The following is an 18829-nucleotide window of genomic DNA, read 5'->3' on the forward strand; positions in this document are numbered from 1 at the left end:
AAGAGTGTTTTTGATTTGTATTACTGTTAATAGAAGTCACTAAAACCATAAATGGAGGAGCTTTTAATAAAATACTTTCAAATTAGATCTAAAACCAATCTTAAATTTTTATTGAATAATTAGTCTGAATTTCCATCGGTAGCCCTACGTAATTTTCTGCAAGACCAGTTGCTGCTGCCTGAGAGGAAGTCACATAGTCTAATTCAGCCAATTGGATATTATATTCAAAAGAGCTATGCTCAAAGTTACGATGCAGCATGGTAGTCATCCAATAGGAGAATCTTTGAGCTTTCCAAATACGGCGGAGACAAATTTCTGAATAACGATTAAGCAGATCTTCCTCACCGGAATGATAATATTCACTCAAGCCCTTTGCCAATACTTGAACATCGGCGGCAGCTAAATTCAACCCTTTCGCACCAGTTGGAGGAACAATATGGGCTGCATCCCCAGCGAGGAATAGGTTTCCATAACGCATCGTTTCACATACAAAGCTGCGCATAGATACAATATTCTTTTGAATAATCGGTCCATCCAGCATGGTCCAGCCATCCATGTCAACCCTTGCATGAAGTTCCGACCAAATACGGTCATCTGACCAATTGGCAATATCATCATTTGGATCCACTTGGATATAGTGTCGTTGAATTTCTGGCGACCTTGTGCTTATTAACGCGAATCCTCTTTCGTGGTTGGAATAAATTAATTCTGGATTGACAGGTACTGTTTTTGCAAGAATGCCTAACCAGCCATAGGGATATATTTTTTGTTTTTCAACCCGGATACTTGCCGGAATTGCCTGACGGCTTGGACCATGAAATCCATCACAGCCTGCAATAAAATCACACGTTAATTCTTCAAAATTTGCTGCATTTTCTGGGAGGAACCGGATGATTGGGGAGGTTGTTTCTACTTGATGAAGGCTGACATCCTTAACATTAAAGTAAATTTTAGCGCCTGATTCTAGCCGTGATGCCACTAAATCTTTAATTACATCATGCTGCGCATATACCGTAATCTTTTTTCCGCCAGTCAGTTCATGCATATCGATTCGATGTCTTCTACCATTAAATTGCAATTCAATGCCATGGTGAAAATGCCCTTCCTTCATCATTCTGGTACCGACACCCATTGCATTCAATAAATCGACCGTTCCTTGTTCTAGTACACCTGCACGAATGGTTCCTTCGATTTCTTCACGTGAGCGGGATTCTAGAATGATAGAATCAATCCCTTGCAGATGCAATAAATGAGACAACAAAAGTCCAGCTGGACCCGCTCCAATGATACCTACTTTTGTTCGCATAGTTTCCCTCCTATCACAGTTATTTAGCAAATTGTGTTTCTGCCGAGGTTTTAGAGATTGCAGCTACTTTTTTTTCAAATGTAATAACAGCGTTCCAGCTGCCGGATGATTGACCATCTGCCAAAAAAGCAGGCTCCCAGCCTTCCTCTATCATGCTGAACAACATTGCGAGGTGTCGTCCACCTGACTCGACCCTGGCAAACCGCGAATACTCAGGCAGCATTTCATAAGCTGCTTGATAGTTTTTATTCATCATAAATTCAATAAACTGTTTATCCATCGCATGTTCCGTAACCGTCGGCTTATTATGTCTGCCGCGGACTAAATTATGAGACAGTGCACCACTGGAAACAAACACAACCTTTTTCTCTGTCTCTCGTAATACTTTGGCTATTGTCTGCCCCCATTTATATGTTTCTTCTAAACTAGCTGCCAAAGTGACAGATAAATTAATGACAGGAATATCCTCATTGGGAACCAAATACCGTAAAGGAACAACACCGCCATAATCCCAAAGATAATAGGGATCATTCACACCTTGCACCTGCAGACCCACTTCTTCTCCTGCTTTTACTAATTGATTGGCCAAGTCTTCATCACCAGGATAATGGTAAGCAACATCTTTAATTAAATCGGGTGCTTCAAACGCGGTAAGGATTCCTTTATGAATAGGTGTGCAATCAACATAATGGAAGAAAGTGGACGGCCAATGACAGGAAACCAATACAATTACATCTGGATTGATCTCCTTCAGCTGTTTTCCAATTTCCTTCATCGCAGCAGCCATATCCTTTTGAAATTCAGGTACTAAATCCTCATGGCACATACTGGGAACGTGAGGAGCCAACATACTAAATTCTATCGTCATCATAAAACCCCCTTAAATATTTTTCAATCCAGGAACCGTTTTCAAAATATAATCAATCATAGCATGGCAGTAATTACCACCATGCTTAGTTAAAATAGTTATTTTTCTACAGGTTCCCCAGCTTTTCCCCAGTGCGTTTTAGGGATTTCCGTTACGATAACTCGTATATTCTCTTTCGGGGCATCCAAGGTTTCAGAAACGGTATTGGTTACATTACGAATTAATTCTGCTACTTTTTCTTTTGGTCTGCCTTCCATCATTTGGACTTGAATAATCGGCATAAATATCCCTCCACTTACAATTTTTTAATCGGTTACGGTAAATGAGACTTCGCCAAATCCATCAAATTTTCCGGTTACGATATCGCCATAATTTAATTTGACAGCAGCGGTAATGCCGCCCGTTAAGATCACGTCACCTTTACGTACCTTACCACCCTTTCTAGCCAGCATATTGGCAAGCATCGCCACAGAATGGGCTGGGTGTCCTAGGACAGCAGCACCTGCACCTAATTCCTTGATTTCACCATTAATGGAAAGCGTTGCACCGATAAGGTCCAGTTCAAATTGCTCTGGTTTTTTTAAGGATGTTCCAAACACAACCCGGGAGGTTGAGGCATTGTCAGCAATGACGTCCGGCAGCGTAAATTGAAAATTTTCATAACGGCTGTCGATGATTTCCAATGCGGGGAGAACGTATTCCGTTTTTGCTAGAACCTGCGCCCCTGTTATTCCAGGACCTTCAAGATCTTCTCCCATTACAAAAGCAACCTCTGCCTCTACTTTTGGATGAATCAAATCACTTAAGCGGACTTTACCGCCATTTTCAATCAACATATAATCAAACACATATCCATAGATAGGTTCTTCAATGCCCATTTGCTTCATTTTGGCAAAACTGGTTAAGCCCATCTTAGGACCAACAATTCTTCTTCCTTCATTTAATTTACGGTTTACGATTTCTTGCTGAACAAGATACGCTTCCGCTACCGATAAATCCGGCTTCTGACTCACCGTTACCTTTTGAACTTCACGCCTCTCCTCCTCCGCTGAAACGAGGTAGTTGGCAATTTCCTTGTATTGACTCATGAAATTTTCTCCTCCGTTCTAAAAATGGACACTTACCTGCCCAATATGTGCGAATCTTGCCGTAAATGTATCTCCTGCCTTTGCTTCTACCGCTGCTGATAAAGCTCCTGAGAGAATCACTTCTCCTGCTCGCAATGGGATATCAAATTCAGATAATTTATTCGCCAGCCAAGCAACACAATTGGCTGGATTGCCTAATGCAGCCGCTCCAACCCCAGTATTCACTAACTCACCATTTTTATAAAAAGCCATTCCGAGCAGCTCAAGATCGATGTCTTCAACCTTTACTGGCTTGCCGCCAAGCACATAAAACCCAGACGAAGCATTATCTGCCACTGTATCTGCCAGCTTAATCTTCCAATCCTTTACTCTGCTATCGACGATTTCAAGGGCTGGAACAATATACTCCGTTGCCTGAAGAACCTCTAGAGCGGTTAAATTAGGGCCGCGTAATTCCTTTTTTAAAATAAAGGCAATCTCTGCCTCAACCTTTGGCTGTAGAACTTTCTCGATGGAGATATATCCTCCGTTTTCAACCACCATGCTGTCTAATAGGTGTCCATAATCCGGCTCATCCACACCTAATAGATTCTGCATAGCAAGTGAAGTTAACCCGATTTTTTTTCCTACGATTTTCTTTCCTTGTTCTACCTTTTTCTTGATATTTTCTAACTGGACATAATAGGCTTCTTTTACTGTCAGCTCAGAATCCATGGAAGTAAGCGGTACGATTCCCACTCTTGTAGACTCTGCTTCTGCCAATGTTTTAGCAAACTCTTCTATTTTTCGGTTCAACTCTTTTACTCCCTTTCTAAAGCTTAATTGTAATATTCGATAATTCTGAGTAGAAATCAATGCTATGCATGCCGCCGGTTCTTCCGATACCGCTGTTTTTCATTCCGCCAAATGGAGTACGAAGATCGCGTAGAAACCAAGTATTAACCCAGATAATGCCCGCTTCAATTTGATGGGCGACCCGGTGGGCACGTCTTAAATCGTTTGTCCAGATGGTTGCACTTAAACCATAATGGCTATCGTTCGCCTGAACAATTACTTCTTCTTCCATATCAAATGGCATTACTGTTACAACAGGTCCAAATATTTCTTCACGAACACAACGGGAATTCCGGTCCAAACCAGTAATAATGGTTGGCTCTAAAAAATATCCTTTGTCTAATCCTTCTGGGCGTTTGCCGCCAGTAAGAATGTTCGCACCATCATTACGAGCGATTTCAATATAGCTATTTACACGATCGTAATGTTCCTTACTGATTAATGCCCCAACCTTTGTATCTTCATTTTCCGGCTTACCCACTTTTAATGTTTTTACTTTTTCAACAAATTTCTTTAAGAATTCTTCATAGGCCGGACGTTCTACATAAATTCGGGAACCGCATAAGCAAACTTCGCCCTGGTTAATAAAACTAGATTTAACGGTCGTTTCAACGACTTCATCAAGATCAGAGTCGGCAAAAATAATGTTTGGATTTTTACCGCCTAGTTCAAATGATAATTTTTTCAAAGAACTTGATGCTGCTTTCATAATCGCAGAACCTGTACCTGGTTCACCAATAAAGGAAATCGCGTCGATATCTGGATGTTCTGAAATGGCACCGCCGGCAGAATTCGGACCGAAACCATGGACGAGATTGACAACACCATCTGGCACTCCAGCTTCCTTACAAATCTCCATTAACACCGTTGCCGTCATTGGTGTCCACTCAGCTGGTTTAATTACGGCTGTGTTCCCCATCGCAAGACAAGGTGCTAATTTCCAAGTAAGCAATAGTAATGGCAGGTTCCAAGGTTTAATAATGCCAACAACCCCAACAGGACGGCGGTATGAATAATGAATGGCTTGGTCATCCTGCTGATTTGCATCGGTGTTAACAGAAATCATATAATCGGCAAAAAAGTGGAAGTTGTACGCTGCCCTTGGAATATCGATGCTATTTGCCAGCCAAAATGGTTTACCTGTATCCAATGATTCTAAACGGGCTAATTCCTCTTGTCTTTCTAAGATTAAATCACCGATTCGACGAAGAATTTTCGAACGTTCAGCTACTGTGGTAGTTTTCCACTTTCCATTTAACGCTCTGCGAGCAGCGGCTACTGCATAATCTACTTCTTCTTTTCCACCTTCGGCAACGGTACCTATTACTTCTTCAGTGGCTGGATTAATGTTTTCAAATGATTTTTTATTTTGTGACTCGACAAACTGTCCATTAATGAAGTGTAAGCAATTGATCGATTTTACTTTTGTTTCCACTTGCATACCATGTTTCCTCCTAATTGGAAAAATTTAATTTATGTTCATAACTTGATGGTAATGCTTGCGTGTTTCACATACAACGCTCGCGTTGCTCTATATGCAACAAAAACAAAGAATTATTAAATAAATTTTAATAATTCAAATTATTCGAATTTACTCTTTTCTTTCTAAAAACTTTCTGCTATATTGCGTACTATAGAACAACAGTGTTTTCTATTTTGAAACAAGGAAGTGAGTCATTTGGAACTAAAAAATCAGGAGGATCAATATTTATCCTCTGTTAGGAATGCGCTAAAAATATTAAAAAGCTTTTCAATGGATGAGCCTGAAAAGAAGGTTAGTGATATTTCTGCTTCGCTCGGACTTAATAAAAGCACTGTTAGCCGAACCATGGCAACGCTGGCAAGTGAAGGCTTTGTTTACAAAGACCCTGAAACGAAAAAATATCGTCTCGGACTCTCGCTTCTATCTTTGAGCAGTATTGTGAATAGCAATACAGATGTGTATCGCGAGTCATATCCTGTCTTAACTAGGCTTGTTGAAAACCTTGGCGAAACCGCTCACATTTCTGTAATAGATAAACTAGAGGTTATCTATTTGCAAAAAGTAGAATGTAATCATCCTGTAAGATTCTTAACTCATGTTGGCAGACGAAACCCTTCTCACTGTACGAGTTCTGGAAAAGTGCTGCTCGCCTATGATGATAAGGGACTGGTTAACGCAGTTCTCAAACAAGGCTTAGAAAAATACACAAAAAATACGATTACGGACCCCGATAAACTCCTTGCTGATTTAAAAGAAATTAAGAAAAATGGATATTCTACTAGTTTTGAAGAATTCCATGAAGGAGTTAATTCCATTGCTGCGCCCGTTTACGATTACACAGGGAAAGTTATTGCAGCGTTATCTGTCGTCGGTCCGAAACAAAGAATTCAATCTCATAAAGTGCAAGGGTTTTCCAAGAAAATAATAGCCGCTGCCAAAGAAGTCTCAGAACGAATGGGATACAGAGGCTAATTTTGAAAAGGAGCTTATCATATGCATGACTTTCATACTCATTTTATCCCGTCTGATGTTATTTCCTGGCTAAAAGATAACAAGGAACAGGTGAATGCCAAATGGATTCAAAAAGAAGAAAACAAAGATGATTTCTTATTTATTAATGAAAAATGGGGATTTGAACTAAAAAAAGCCTTTATTGACAGCGAACTCTACTTAACACAACAGGAGAGCGCGGGTGTAACTCATTCTGTTGTTTCTCCAATTCCGCAGCTATTTCTTTATGATTTTCCTGATGAAATTTCAACCGATATTTCAAACGTGTACAATCATTCCTTGGCAGAGTGGTCAAAATCAGCACCTCAGAAAATCTCAGCATTAGGCACCGTACCGCTAACCAACCCAGACAAAGCAGCCCAAGTCTTACAAAACGCCATGAATCTAGGACTTGAAGGTGTCATAATTGGTCCGGGCCTTCCTGGAAAAATGTTATCGGATGAATGTTTCACACCATTTTTTGAAGAGGCCAATCGCCAAAAAGCCATCGTCTTTATCCATCCGTTATTGTGTGAAGACCCTCGATTAAACAGAAGAATGATGCCCAATTTAATAGGAGTTCCTTGGGAAACAACCGTTTGTACGACGGACCTACTATTAAGCGGACTAATTGATAGATATCCAAATGTGAAAATCCTTTTTGCCCATGGAGGAGGTTTCTTACCGTATCAAATTGGCCGGCTGGACAAAGGCTATAATCAGTGGAAACTCGTGTCTTCCAACCTTATAGCACACCCTTCTGAATACTTGAAACGCTTTTGGTATGATACCGTACTTTGGAATAATGAAAGTGTCGAATTCCTGGTTAAAGCAGTTGGCTCAGACAGAGTTGTTCCCGGATCGGATTATCCATTCGACCTTTCTGTATGGCCGCCTGAAGGAAAATTTCAAAACGGCGTAAGTTCTTTATTAGACAGGTAAAATGAATGACTAAAGGCACTGGAATCGATAAATTCTGGTGCCTTTAGTTGCTTCTAGTTTAAATAGTGGTATCGATAGCAGAATCTTCTGAAATCTTAGGCGAAACTTTTACTGGTGCAGTTTCATTAAGTAGAAACGATAACAAGAAAAAAACAACGGCTGCCCCGCTCGCAAGCCATAGCGGCGTATACAAACTAAACTTATCAGCTAGGATTCCGGCAATAACAGGACCTGCTGTTCCTCCGATGATTTCTCCCGTAAGCACAACACATGCAATTGCTGTTGCAGCAAAAACCTTAGGAACCGACTCTGATGGTATGATGGCAAGATAGAGCGGCTGTGCCCCAAACCCTATGGTGAGAATAAAAATAGAAACAGCCAGCAGCGCAAAGTTCGTATGGAAAGCTGCGACCGCAAGCGGAAGTAGAATAGCGATCAATGTTGCAGGAACAATGATTGTCTTTCTGCCTAATCTATCGGATAAAAACGGCAGAAGAAATTGCCAAATGAACATCCCTATCCCCATAATTCCTAAAATAGCTCCATACTGGGCTTCGCTATAATTCGAAACACTCGATAAAAACAACGGCATAAAACTGGTAAACACTAATAAATACATCATGTAAAAAATAGCCATCAGCATACTGACCCAAACATTCCGTGTTTTAAAGACACTTTTATATTCCTGAAACGTTGGTTTTGCTTTTTTGTGGTTAGTACCATCGCTGCTAGTAAAATTAGGTTCTTTCATATAAAACATTAAAATTACCGCTAATATGATCCCTGGAATAGCCAAGGCAAAAAATGAATAGCGCCAATTTGTCGCTGCTGCGATTGCCACGACGATTACAGGAGCAACGGCATTTCCCAATAATGCACCCGATCCTTGGATAAATCCCAGATTTGAGCCCCTTCTTTTAGGCGTAGATTCCGCCATCATCGTAGACTGAACCAGCGGAATGACAGGTCCCTCTGTAACCCCCATCAGTAAACGAACAAGAATAAGCGAACCCAGCCCGCCTACTAAACCAGAAGTAAAGGTAGCGATTGAAAACCCAAGAATAAAGATGATTAACGTGAGTTTCTTTTTGCCAATAAAATCTGAAACACTAGCAAAAAGTAACGTTGAAATCCCCCAAGCAATGCTAGTAGCGCCAACAATCATTCCCATTTGCGTGTTATTCAACTTTAACTCCTCTGCGACAAAGGGAAACAAATAGATAATACTTAATCTGTCCATAAAAACGAGACCAAAGACCAAAAATAGGAGAATGAGCAGACTATTTTCATATCTGAAAAATGATACTTTCTTCTTCATCATTATGACACCCCTTTATTTTGTACTGCATGTAGAGCATTCCTATTATTCTAGTATCGTATTCAAGATTGCACTCCGTTTTCATTGTTCAAGGGAACCGCTTGCTAGGTATTGTTCCCTTGTAAAATCGTTTACGCCATACAAGGGAACATTTTTCTAAGTATCTTTCCCTATAACTTTCATTTACGTCTTTCAAGAGAACGATTCGCCAAGTATCGTTCCCTTGACACCCCATTTTCGTAGTTTAAGGGATTAATTCCTTTCAAAGAGAGTTCTTTAAGTCTGACGATCCCCCATCAATCTATCGCTTTACGATGTCGTTAATCAATAATCGCCACCGCCCTGGTCCATCCTCCGCTCGCGCCCTTAATTTTCACAGGGAAAACGGCTATTCTAAATCCATGTGAGGGTAATTGATCCAAGTTTGCTAGTTTTTCAATTTGGCAATATTCTTTTTCTTTCCCTGCATAATGAGCAGCCCAAAGTACACCTGGACGTGGATTTTCCTTATAATCTGCGGCTTGAATAGCCAGTGGAGTATCCCAGCCCCATCCGTCTGTTCCCATTACTTTAATACCTTGATCAATCAGCCAAAGTGTTGCCTCTGCCGAAACCCCTACATGAATCTCACTATAATTAGGTTGGTACCTTTTTTTATCTGCATCACAGCGAATCAACACGATATCAAATGGCTTTAATTGGTAGTCCATTTTTTGTAATTTTCCCTGCAGGTCTGAAACGGTTACAGCATACCCTGCAGGCTTGTCAGTAAAGTCAAGGACAACCCCCTCATTGAAAAACCAGTCAAGCGGAAGCTCATCTATGGTCCTGGCAGGCTTCCCTTCTGCTGTTGGCCAATAATGCCAAGGTGCATCGACATGGGTACCGGCATGACTTGTTAGAGATAAAAACTCCCCTGCAAGTCCTTTTCTTTCTGGAAAATCATCCGGTGTTACCCCAACCAGCTTCGCACCAAACTCCGCACCCTCTTCATGTGTTTCATAGCGGATTAAACAGGGAAGTGGATCTTTTAATTCTTCTTCGATTGATACACTTAAATCTATTAATTTTGCCATAATTGCCCTCCGTATATTTAGTGAGATTATTTTTTTATGTTGCCTAGAAATTGATTGTTACCCAACTCTCCTATTAATCTCTTTTCGGGAACAATTCAGTTCTATTTGTTACCCAAATTTACAATTAACCTTTTTTCCGGGCACAACCCAGCTACTTGGCAAATGCACCGCCATCAACTGGCAGGCATGTCCGGTTATAAATGAAGATTCATCTGAACTTAACCATAAAATAACATCAGCAACCTCTTTAGGCTGCCCCATCCTCATCATCGCCTGCTCATTTGTAAACTTTTCTAGTAACTCTTGGTTATTCCTTAAATTCAAACGTCCATCCATGATCATCGGTGTTTCAATGGCGGTTGGACAAACGGCATTCACGCGAATGTGTTTCGTTGCATATTCAAGAGCAGCTGTTTTCGTTAATCCAATTACACCATGCTTCGTGGCTGAATAGGAGACATTATTGGGGTGCCCTTTTAGACCGGCAGCAGAGGCAACATTCACAATGGTGCCTCCACCTTGTTTCAGCATTTGATTTAGTTGTGCTTTAACGGAATACCACATTCCGGTGAGATTCACGGCTATCACTTGAAGCCAGCGATCCTCTGGATACTCATGGGTTGGTATGCTCACGCCCCCTGTTATCCCCGCACAATTTACCGCATGATCTAGCCTTCCGAAATGCTCCAAAGCTGCTTGGACCATTGCTTCCGTATCTACTCTTTTGGAAATATCACTTTTTATAAAAACCGCTTCTCCCCCAATTGCGTCAATGGAAGATACAGTGTGCCTCGCACCTTCCTCATTGAGGTCAGCAGCGATAACCTTTGCCCCTTTTCTTGCAAAAGAAATGGCTGTTTCCTGCCCGATTCCTGAACCTGCTCCACTGACTAAGCAAACCTTTCCTGTAAATCTATTGGGCATTGAGTCACCCCCAAATTAAATACAGCCCTAATTCTTTTTAACAATACGATTAAACTATTCTATTTTTAAGAACTCCCAGCCCCGTAATTTCCAACTCTATCTCATCTCCAGGCTCCAGCCAGCGATACTTGTCTGTTCCCAATTCTAAAACACAGCCAAAGCCAACGGTTCCAGAACCGATGATGTCACCTGGATACAACGTTACATCCTCTGAAGCCCGCTCAATCATTTGGCCGAATGAATAGTAAATGTCTTTGAAATTCCCATGTGACCACACTTCTCCATTTACTTTCGCCGTCATTTCTAAGTCAAAAACATCACCAATTTTGTATGGCTGCAATTCATCCTTCGTGACAATCCAAGGCCCGATCGAAGTAGCAAAATCTTTTCCCTTTGCTGGACCAAGTAATACCTTCATTTCCTGCGCCTGCAAATCCCTCGCAGACCAATCATTTAAAATCGTATAGCCGAAGATATACTCTTCTGCTTCACTTGCTTTAATGTTCAGCCCTTCTTTCCCGATGATACAAGCCATTTCTAATTCATAATCCAATCTCACACATTTTTTAGGGCGTGCTACATCTTGATCTGGCCCCTTCATGGCATTCGGGTTTGAATAATAAAAGATTGGAACTTCATACCACTCAGGTGCAACAGTATTACCATGTGTCGCAGCTGCATTTTTTACATGTGTTTCAAAAGCTACAAAATCTCGGAACGTACATGGGTTTGGCAGAGGTGCAAACAGTTCAACTTCTTCAAGTGAATAGGTTGGCTGAACATCTTTATCAATGGATTGAATCACTGGCAGATAGGCTTCTTGGTGTTCCAACAATTCGCGTATGCTGCCCGGTAGTTTCCCTTGACCGGCAAACTGTATATCCACTACTCCGCCGCCGCGAAGCCACCCAGCTCGTTGTTGTCCTTCCGGGTTTCGAAAAGTAACAAATTTCATACAATCATCTCCCCAATCTCTTAAACTAATAAAGGACATCTCTAAGACGCCCTTTATTACATTCATAAGTCTTCAAAAAGTTAAGCTTTTTCTCTGATACTATCAAACTGCTTCGATTCAAAAATATTCACTTCATCCCAAGCATCGTTCGGATTTTCCTCAACCTTCCACATCTTTGGACCGTAATCAGGAGCAAAGTATAGTGGAGAACCGCCATAGATTTCAATCCGATTTCCGCCTGGTTCAATTGCATACGTCGTAAACGCCTCACCTACAGCATGCTTAAATGGTTTCATCTCTAATCTGTAGCCGTTATCAACCACATAATCAGCAGTCTCAAGTACTTGGTCACGATTTTCCACTGCAAAGCATAAATGGTTCAGTTGTCCATGCTCTCTTTTAAAATCAGCAAATAAGGCAATTTCATGTGATAAGCTTGAAACAGCTAGTAAGGAACCAACCTCTGTTCCATTTGGAATGACAATTCCTTCATTGTGTTTAAAACCTAACTCTTTATAGAAGTTTGTATGACGAGTCACGTCACTTGTCCAAAGAGTCACATGGTCTAATCGTCTGACAGACGCACCACGGCTTGGATTTTTTTGCGGACGAGATCTCCATTTACTTTTCAGATGGGCAGGGATTTCGGCAAGTTCAACATCCCAGAAAATTTCTTCTAAATGGCCATCAGGAGAGTAATATTGGTAGGCTCTTCCATGTCCTAGATCTCCATCAATCCAGCCTTTACCGCAGCCCATGTTCTCGATGTATTGAACGGCATCCAGTAAATCTTCTTCACTTTCTGCACGCCAGCTAATATGGCCAACCCCATTAGTACTTGCTTCAGTTATCTTTAAACTGTGATGGAAAAACTCTCCCCATGCACGCATGTAAACAGATTGACCAATTCTTCCGGATTCTTCCATTCCTAAAACTTCCTTAAAGAATTTAACGGATTTTTCTAGCTTTGGGCTTAATAGTTCCACGTGGGCTAATTGTGAGATAAAATGATTTCTTTTTGGCATGATTTTCTTCCTCCTAATAGTGAAAAGTATTTTTTAAGCGTTTAATTGAAGTTTGAGCCAGTCGTACATCTCGTATGTCTCGGTAACGTTATCCACCTGGCAATGAGCGGAACCCGGATTGCTTTTAGCTACAACCTTCAACCATCTTGGGCAGGTTAAATCATTGTATAGGTTATAAGCATTTTCAACAGAGACCTGACGATCATCTTCACCATGAACAATATAGGTTGGCATACTAATTTTTTCAGCCACTCCTTTTAGGTTAAAGATGTCCAACTTTTTCCGTGCTTCTTCCATTGATTCTGCACCAACAACATGCTGGAGAATCTTTGCTAACGGATGGTTATCTGGACGCTTTGCCCAGACAGATTGATAATCATAAACAGCACCCCAAACGGCACATGCCTTGAAGCGCGGTTCAAAGGCTGCTGATCTTGCTGCCATATATCCGCCCATTGAAACCGCCATGATTCCAACACGTTTTGGATGGATATCAAGGTTTTCTGCAGCCCATTCATATGCAGCAGTACCCGCGACATTGTAATCGTAACGAGATGAAATATGATTTAACCTCAATGCTCCGCCTTGACCTGGACCATCTATAGCAAGGAGAGCAATTCCCCTTTCATTTAACAACTGTGCCGGACCAAAATAAAGCTCTTCTGCCGTTGAATCAAGACCGCCAAACATAATGACTAATGGGGTTTCTTTTTTGCCTGGTACAGCAAAAAAGTATCCTGGCAAAAACGAGTTTTCATAGGGAACTTGGACTGCCACTGGCGGATTATCCAGCATTTCTGCCCCTTTTCTGAACGATTCTACCCCTTTTAAATAGGTTGGTATTTTTCTAGGATCATCTGGTTGAAGGAAAAACTCAGCAGTTCGGATATAATTGGACGCCCGCAAAAATGCAGCTCTGGCTGTTTCAATTTGTTCCTTATCAAGGGCTTCATTAGCAACAGCCAACGAGCGGTTCCCTGCTCCCATCCATGCATAATGAAAACTATCCGTATCACCAAGAGTTATATTCCCAGCTGCTTCTAGGATTTCATTCACTTCACCGCCGCCAAAATGGGCTTGACTAAACATCCTTACAATTTGATAAGACCACATATAATGTTCGGGAAAATAATGCCACATATTTACTACACTCCATACTCTGTATAATTTTTTGAGTCCTTACGTTGTCTGAAGTCTTTTAGATGACCTCTGTCATTCTAATTAAGCTTTGTGCAACAATGGCGTTCGGATTATTCTCTTTCGGCAGCCTGCCTTCTAATTGCAAGAGTTCCCAATTTACCAATGTGTTTGAATTATCAACAACAAATTTACAACGTTCAAAACGTCTATCCATGAATTCATCTAAAATTTCTGAGACCGGCTCTTCTTTTTGCAGCAATTCCGCTAATACTAGCGCATCCTCTATCGCCATCGCAGCACCTTGTGCTAAATGGGGAACGGTTGCATGAGCAGCATCTCCAATTAACAGCACTCTGTCCCGATACCACGGTTTCTCGACAATAAGCGTTTCAAGCGGACGATACACTACTTCTTTTGGATCCGTAATTTGTTCACTTAGTTCCGCAACTAAGCCTCCAAATTCTTGAATGGCCTCACGCATAAGAACATGCAGCTGGTCTTCTTGCTTCCATGGGTTATCAGGTTCTGCCGTAACAACAAAAACATAGCAACTATCTTCAGTCATAGGAACAATTCCCGCTTTAGCTTTTTGGCCATAGTACATGGTAATGTTCTCGATACCCTTAGGACGCTTAAGTGTATAACGCCAAACAGCCTGTCCGACGAAGGTTGGTTCAATATCGCCAAATACCAAGTTACGAACCTTCGACCTAACTCCATCAGCTCCAATCACTAGATCATAGGTCTCTGAAGTCCCATCGGTAAATTTTGTATAGACAAAGCTGTCTGCATTTTCAATTACGTCAACAGTGATACCCATTCGAATCTTTGTTCCATGTTTTATTGCAGCTTGCAGCAAAATGTCGTGAAAGTCCCTTCGTGGAATACCAGCTGTCATATTGAACTGTCCTGATGGATGAATAGGTGCATCAAAAATCATATTTCCTTGGGCACTACGGATATGTAAGGCAGAGTGTGTCGTACCCACTGCTAAAAATTCTTCCGTGATCCCTAGTGCATCAATCGCCCTAAGCGCATTAGATTGAAGAATGATTCCAACTCCATAAACATTCCATTCCTTCTGTTTTTCAACAATCTCTGTTTGAATTCCGGCTTTTTGTAAAGCTATAGCTGTCGCCAGCCCGCCTATGCCGCCTCCAACGATAAGAACCTTTTTTACTTTTGACAAGAAAACCCCTCCTTTTAATTGGCTTTAGGATTCATTTTTTTCCTCAGTCAAAAAATATAATCTTTGCACTGTGTTGATGATATAAAAGGTGTTTGAATCCTATGCTTATTACTATTGCAAGAAGTGTGCCAAGATAGAAAACGTCGTCATACACAATATTCAAAAAAATACCCAACCAATTTTGGGTATTTTTTGTCCGAAAATACTACACATGTGTTTGAATTGTCCGAAATCAGTACAACAAACTAATTACGGTGATTCTTTTTTTAAAATTTTTAAAAGATAGTTCGGGCGTAAAACAAAAAGAAGCAGGGATGCTCCCCCGCTTTTTGCGTTCATGTGGTTCTATGGAACTAATTAAGTATTAATATTCCGAAAAGTATAAATTCTATATTGAAAATATCACTACTAGTGTTTATAATCTCTAATTAGAGAACTATATTAACTATTAGTAAAGTGTGAATGATGTTAACTAGCTATTATCGTAAGCGTTATCATTTGATCTACTTTTAAAGGGGGAAATAATATGAAAACAATTAATCCTACCGAGGTTATTGCTACTAGCAAATTTAACCGCTTTCATTTAGGATTACTACTATGGAGTTTTATCATTATTTTGTTTGATGGTTATGATCTTGTTGTCTATGGAACGGTTGTACCAACCCTGATAGAAGAATGGAATCTTTCATCAGTGGAAGCAGGCGCAATTGGGACATATGGGTTATTTGGGATGATGTTTGGGGCCATTTTCTTCGGTACTTTAGCAGACCGAATTGGCAGAAAGAACGTGATTGCTATAACATTAGTACTGTTTAGTTTATTTACATTCCTTTGCGGCTTCGCTAAAACCCCTACAACTTTCTCAACCTTTCGTTTTTTAGCTGGCTTAGGTTTGGGAGGAATCATGCCAAATGTTATCGCACTCTTAACCGATTATGCTCCTAAAACGATGAGAAGTATGATTGTAAGTATCGTGTTATGTGGATATTCTGTTGGGGGAATTCTTGCTCCCTTGATAGGAATCTTCTTAATGCCAACATTCGGTTGGGAAGCAATCTTTTGGTTTGCAGTTCTTCCTCTATTATTTTTGCCTATCATGTATAAACAGCTGCCAGAAACCGCCAGCTATCTTATCCGTACAGGTAAAAAAGAAAAATTGATTTCAACTCTTGCTAAAGTAAGTCCAGAATCGGATTTTAGTCAAAATGATGAGATTATCGAATTAAAAATACAAGAAACAAAGGTTCCTATAATAGGATTGTTTAAGGAGAACCGAGCATTCAGTACGGTTATGTTTTGGATAGCTTTTTTCAGTTGTTTATTGATGGTTTATGGTTTGAATACTTGGCTTCCAAAATTGATGATGGAAGCAGGATATGGTTTAAATTCGAGCTTAGGCTTTCTCATTGCCCTCCAAGGAGGAGCCATTATCGGGACACTCATCATCGGACGACTTTGTGATAAATACGGTTCAAAAAAGATGCTTGTTCCAATGTATGCCTCAGGTGCCGTGGCTCTGACGCTCCTAGGATTTGGAGGAAATACGTTAGTAATCTATCTTTTAGTAGCCATTGCCGGAGCTGCAACCATTGGTGCACAAAATATAGTTCAGGCTTATGTTTCTCAATACTATCCGCCAACGATTAGATCTACAGCATTAGGGATGGCTTCCGGAGTCGGCAGAACCGGCGGGATGCTCGGTCCACTTTTAGGAGGATTCCTATTATCCGTTTCTTTACCCATTCACTTAAACTTTATCGCCTTTGCGATTCCTGGCTTAATTGCAGCCGCCGCACTCTTTATGGTGCCTTTAAAAAATGCCTATCAAAATGAAAACGATGCCAAAGAAGAATCTATTAAAGCACATGTAAGTTAATGGATTAAAAAAGTCTCCCTTGAAAAAGGGAGACTCATTGCTGCATATGGAACTTTAAAGTAAATGATACTGATACATTTTTTCATATAAGGTAGATCTGGCAATTCCGAGCTTTTTTGCTGCCTTACTTTTGTTACCTTTTGACTCTTTGAGAGCGTTGATAATTAATTGCTGTTCCATGACACTCTTTGGCTTTTCCGCCGTCTGATGAACAACGGATTCACTTTGAACTAGGGTGGAACTCACGTTTATTTTTTGTATTTCCAACAATCTCTTAGGTAAATGTTGATAATCAATTTCCCCATTTGCAAGGATCACAGCACGTTCCATTGTATTTTCCAGTTCCCTAATATTCCCGGGCCAAGGGTAGTTTTCTAGAACCTCCACGACCCGTTCCGAAAGCTTAGGAACCTCCCTTTTTTCACGTTTTGCCGTCTTTTCCATCAATTTAGTAACGAGGAAAGGCAGATCTCCTTTACGATCACGTAAAGCTGGAACAAACAAATTGATCACGTTCAATCGATAGTACAAATCGTTTCGAAAATTACCTTCCGATACTTCATGTGCCAAATTTCGATTTGTAGCAGCAATAATCCTGATATTAAGGGAGATCGGTTCATGTCCTCCGATTCTCGTAATCGACCTGCTTTGTATCACACGAAGAAGCTTGGATTGAATCTCTAATGGCATTTCCCCAATCTCATCTAGGAATACGGTCCCGCCGTTGGCCCGTTCGAATTTTCCCATCATGCCTCTTTTGTGTGAACCAGTAAATGCTCCCGCTTCATAGCCAAACAATTCACTTTCCACTAGATTTCGTGGTATAGCAGAGCAATCAATGACAATAAATGGATGGTTTGAACGACTGCTGTAATTATGAATAGATTGGGCAATAAGTTCCTTCCCTGTACCGCTTTCACCCTCAATTAAGATACTTGAGTCCTGTAATGCCGCCTTTTTGGCTAAATGGATTAAGCTTTCCATTTCATTACATTGATAAATAATATCATCAAAGGTAAAAAAGCCCTTTGTGTTTACGATCATTTCTACTTCTTTTCGAATATCTTTAAAGTGAAAAATAGCCCCAATCGGTTCATTCGAATTATCATAGAGCGGAACGGAAGATAATCGAAAATGATATTGACCCTTATTTATTTTTATTATTATGTCTTTGTTAATGACCGGCAACCCAATTTCTAAGACGTCTAATGAAAATGCCTGGTTATCCAAAACCTCCGAAATGGGTTTGCCTAATACTTCTTCAGCTCTTACACCGAGCATTTCCCCTCCCACCTCGTTGATAAACATGATGGTTCCGAACTTATCGACAGATAAACTACCTGCACTTACCGTTTCTGTTATTTGTTTCATATGATCGTTTTTCAAGTGAATCTCCTGAAGCTTTATGTGAGTTTCAAGCCGTGTGCTAATATACGTTGACAACAGTTCTACTATAAGAAGAGTAAGTGCGTCATGATCAATATCTGAAGTGCACACCAAATAGTATTTTATTTCTTGCTCTACTATTATGGGTGATGCATATAAAAATTCTGATTCCCCTGCCTGAGCCCATCGAGCCATGGTGTTTTCATAGCATGTGGTTTTGTCCATGAGTGTTACATCACGGGGCAGGTCAATTCCCTTACCTCTATCTAAAACCACTTCATCTAATAGAGGGTCATAATGGCAAATGTAAGAAAGATCAGAACTCATAATTTGAATCTGTGAATTTATTTCATTATGGGTTTTGTATTGCTTAAACACCTTTTTAACTGTGTCCACCACAAGGTCGATATGAATAATCATGATTGATAT

Annotated in this window: 17 protein-coding genes; 3 read left to right on the top strand and 14 right to left on the bottom strand. The window is 40.5% G+C overall.

The window, feature by feature from the left end; translation table 11 throughout:
* Positions 1-100: 100 nt before the first annotated feature.
* From ACN6MT_RS22915 to ACN6MT_RS22940, 6 genes are all read right to left on the bottom strand, one after another.
* On the bottom strand, positions 101-1306 hold the full coding sequence (locus tag ACN6MT_RS22915) for a 4-hydroxybenzoate 3-monooxygenase (RefSeq protein ID WP_419888205.1): 1206 nt from the start codon (positions 1304-1306) through the stop codon (positions 101-103).
* A gap of 19 nt (positions 1307-1325) precedes the next feature.
* Positions 1326-2174 carry an extradiol ring-cleavage dioxygenase gene (locus ACN6MT_RS22920; RefSeq protein WP_419956513.1) on the bottom strand — a complete coding sequence of 283 codons (849 nt, stop codon included), beginning with the start codon at positions 2172-2174 and terminating at the stop codon, positions 1326-1328.
* A 98-nt stretch (positions 2175-2272) separates the two neighbouring features.
* A complete protein-coding gene (locus ACN6MT_RS22925; protein WP_179599365.1) occupies positions 2273-2455 on the bottom strand; it encodes a 4-oxalocrotonate tautomerase in 183 nt (60 codons plus the stop codon).
* Positions 2456-2479: 24 nt separating this feature from the next.
* Positions 2480-3262: a 2-keto-4-pentenoate hydratase gene (locus ACN6MT_RS22930; RefSeq protein WP_419888206.1), complete on the bottom strand. Its 783-nt coding sequence runs from the start codon at positions 3260-3262 to the stop codon at positions 2480-2482.
* Between the two features lie 18 nt (positions 3263-3280).
* Entirely contained in the window at positions 3281-4057 is a 777-nt protein-coding gene (locus ACN6MT_RS22935; RefSeq protein WP_419888207.1) for a 2-keto-4-pentenoate hydratase, read from the bottom strand.
* A gap of 16 nt (positions 4058-4073) precedes the next feature.
* Complete coding sequence (locus ACN6MT_RS22940) at positions 4074-5537, bottom strand: aldehyde dehydrogenase (protein ID WP_419888208.1); 1464 nt, start codon at positions 5535-5537, stop codon at positions 4074-4076.
* A gap of 228 nt (positions 5538-5765) precedes the next feature.
* Here ACN6MT_RS22940 and ACN6MT_RS22945 point away from each other — a divergent pair, with 228 nt between their 5' ends.
* Both ACN6MT_RS22945 and ACN6MT_RS22950 read left to right on the top strand, forming a co-directional pair.
* Positions 5766-6551, top strand: a complete 786-nt coding sequence (locus tag ACN6MT_RS22945; protein ID WP_419888209.1) for an IclR family transcriptional regulator — start codon at positions 5766-5768, stop codon at positions 6549-6551.
* Between the two features lie 21 nt (positions 6552-6572).
* A complete protein-coding gene (locus ACN6MT_RS22950) occupies positions 6573-7511 on the top strand; it encodes an amidohydrolase family protein (protein WP_419888210.1) in 939 nt (312 codons plus the stop codon).
* 58 nt (positions 7512-7569) lie between these two features.
* Here the strand turns inward: ACN6MT_RS22950 and ACN6MT_RS22955 are convergent, their stop codons facing one another.
* From ACN6MT_RS22955 to ACN6MT_RS22985, 7 genes are all read right to left on the bottom strand, one after another.
* Positions 7570-8832, bottom strand: coding sequence for an MFS transporter (locus ACN6MT_RS22955; protein ID WP_419888211.1), 1263 nt, complete (start codon positions 8830-8832; stop codon positions 7570-7572).
* Positions 8833-9149: 317 nt separating this feature from the next.
* Positions 9150-9905 carry a cyclase family protein gene (locus ACN6MT_RS22960; protein ID WP_419888212.1) on the bottom strand — a complete coding sequence of 252 codons (756 nt, stop codon included), beginning with the start codon at positions 9903-9905 and terminating at the stop codon, positions 9150-9152.
* A gap of 108 nt (positions 9906-10013) precedes the next feature.
* Positions 10014-10829, bottom strand: a complete 816-nt coding sequence (locus tag ACN6MT_RS22965; RefSeq protein WP_419888213.1) for an SDR family NAD(P)-dependent oxidoreductase — start codon at positions 10827-10829, stop codon at positions 10014-10016.
* A 49-nt stretch (positions 10830-10878) separates the two neighbouring features.
* A complete protein-coding gene (locus ACN6MT_RS22970; RefSeq protein WP_419888214.1) occupies positions 10879-11784 on the bottom strand; it encodes a fumarylacetoacetate hydrolase family protein in 906 nt (301 codons plus the stop codon).
* Between the two features lie 80 nt (positions 11785-11864).
* Positions 11865-12809: a VOC family protein gene (locus ACN6MT_RS22975; protein ID WP_419888215.1), complete on the bottom strand. Its 945-nt coding sequence runs from the start codon at positions 12807-12809 to the stop codon at positions 11865-11867.
* Between the two features lie 33 nt (positions 12810-12842).
* A complete protein-coding gene (locus tag ACN6MT_RS22980; RefSeq protein ID WP_419888216.1) occupies positions 12843-13949 on the bottom strand; it encodes an alpha/beta hydrolase family protein in 1107 nt (368 codons plus the stop codon).
* 58 nt (positions 13950-14007) lie between these two features.
* Entirely contained in the window at positions 14008-15138 is a 1131-nt protein-coding gene (locus tag ACN6MT_RS22985) for an FAD-dependent monooxygenase (protein WP_419888217.1), read from the bottom strand.
* Between the two features lie 526 nt (positions 15139-15664).
* Between ACN6MT_RS22985 and ACN6MT_RS22990 the strand changes: the two genes are divergently transcribed.
* On the top strand, positions 15665-17014 hold the full coding sequence (locus ACN6MT_RS22990) for an MFS transporter (protein ID WP_419888218.1): 1350 nt from the start codon (positions 15665-15667) through the stop codon (positions 17012-17014).
* Positions 17015-17068: 54 nt separating this feature from the next.
* On the opposite strand, the gene ACN6MT_RS22995 is transcribed toward ACN6MT_RS22990, so the two are convergent.
* Positions 17069-18820, bottom strand: a complete 1752-nt coding sequence (locus ACN6MT_RS22995) for a sigma-54 interaction domain-containing protein (RefSeq protein ID WP_419888219.1) — start codon at positions 18818-18820, stop codon at positions 17069-17071.
* Positions 18821-18829: the final 9 nt, after the last annotated feature.

The sequence above is a fragment of the Neobacillus niacini genome (assembly GCF_048572935.1).
GTDB lineage: Bacteria > Bacillota > Bacilli > Bacillales > Cytobacillaceae > Neobacillus > Neobacillus niacini.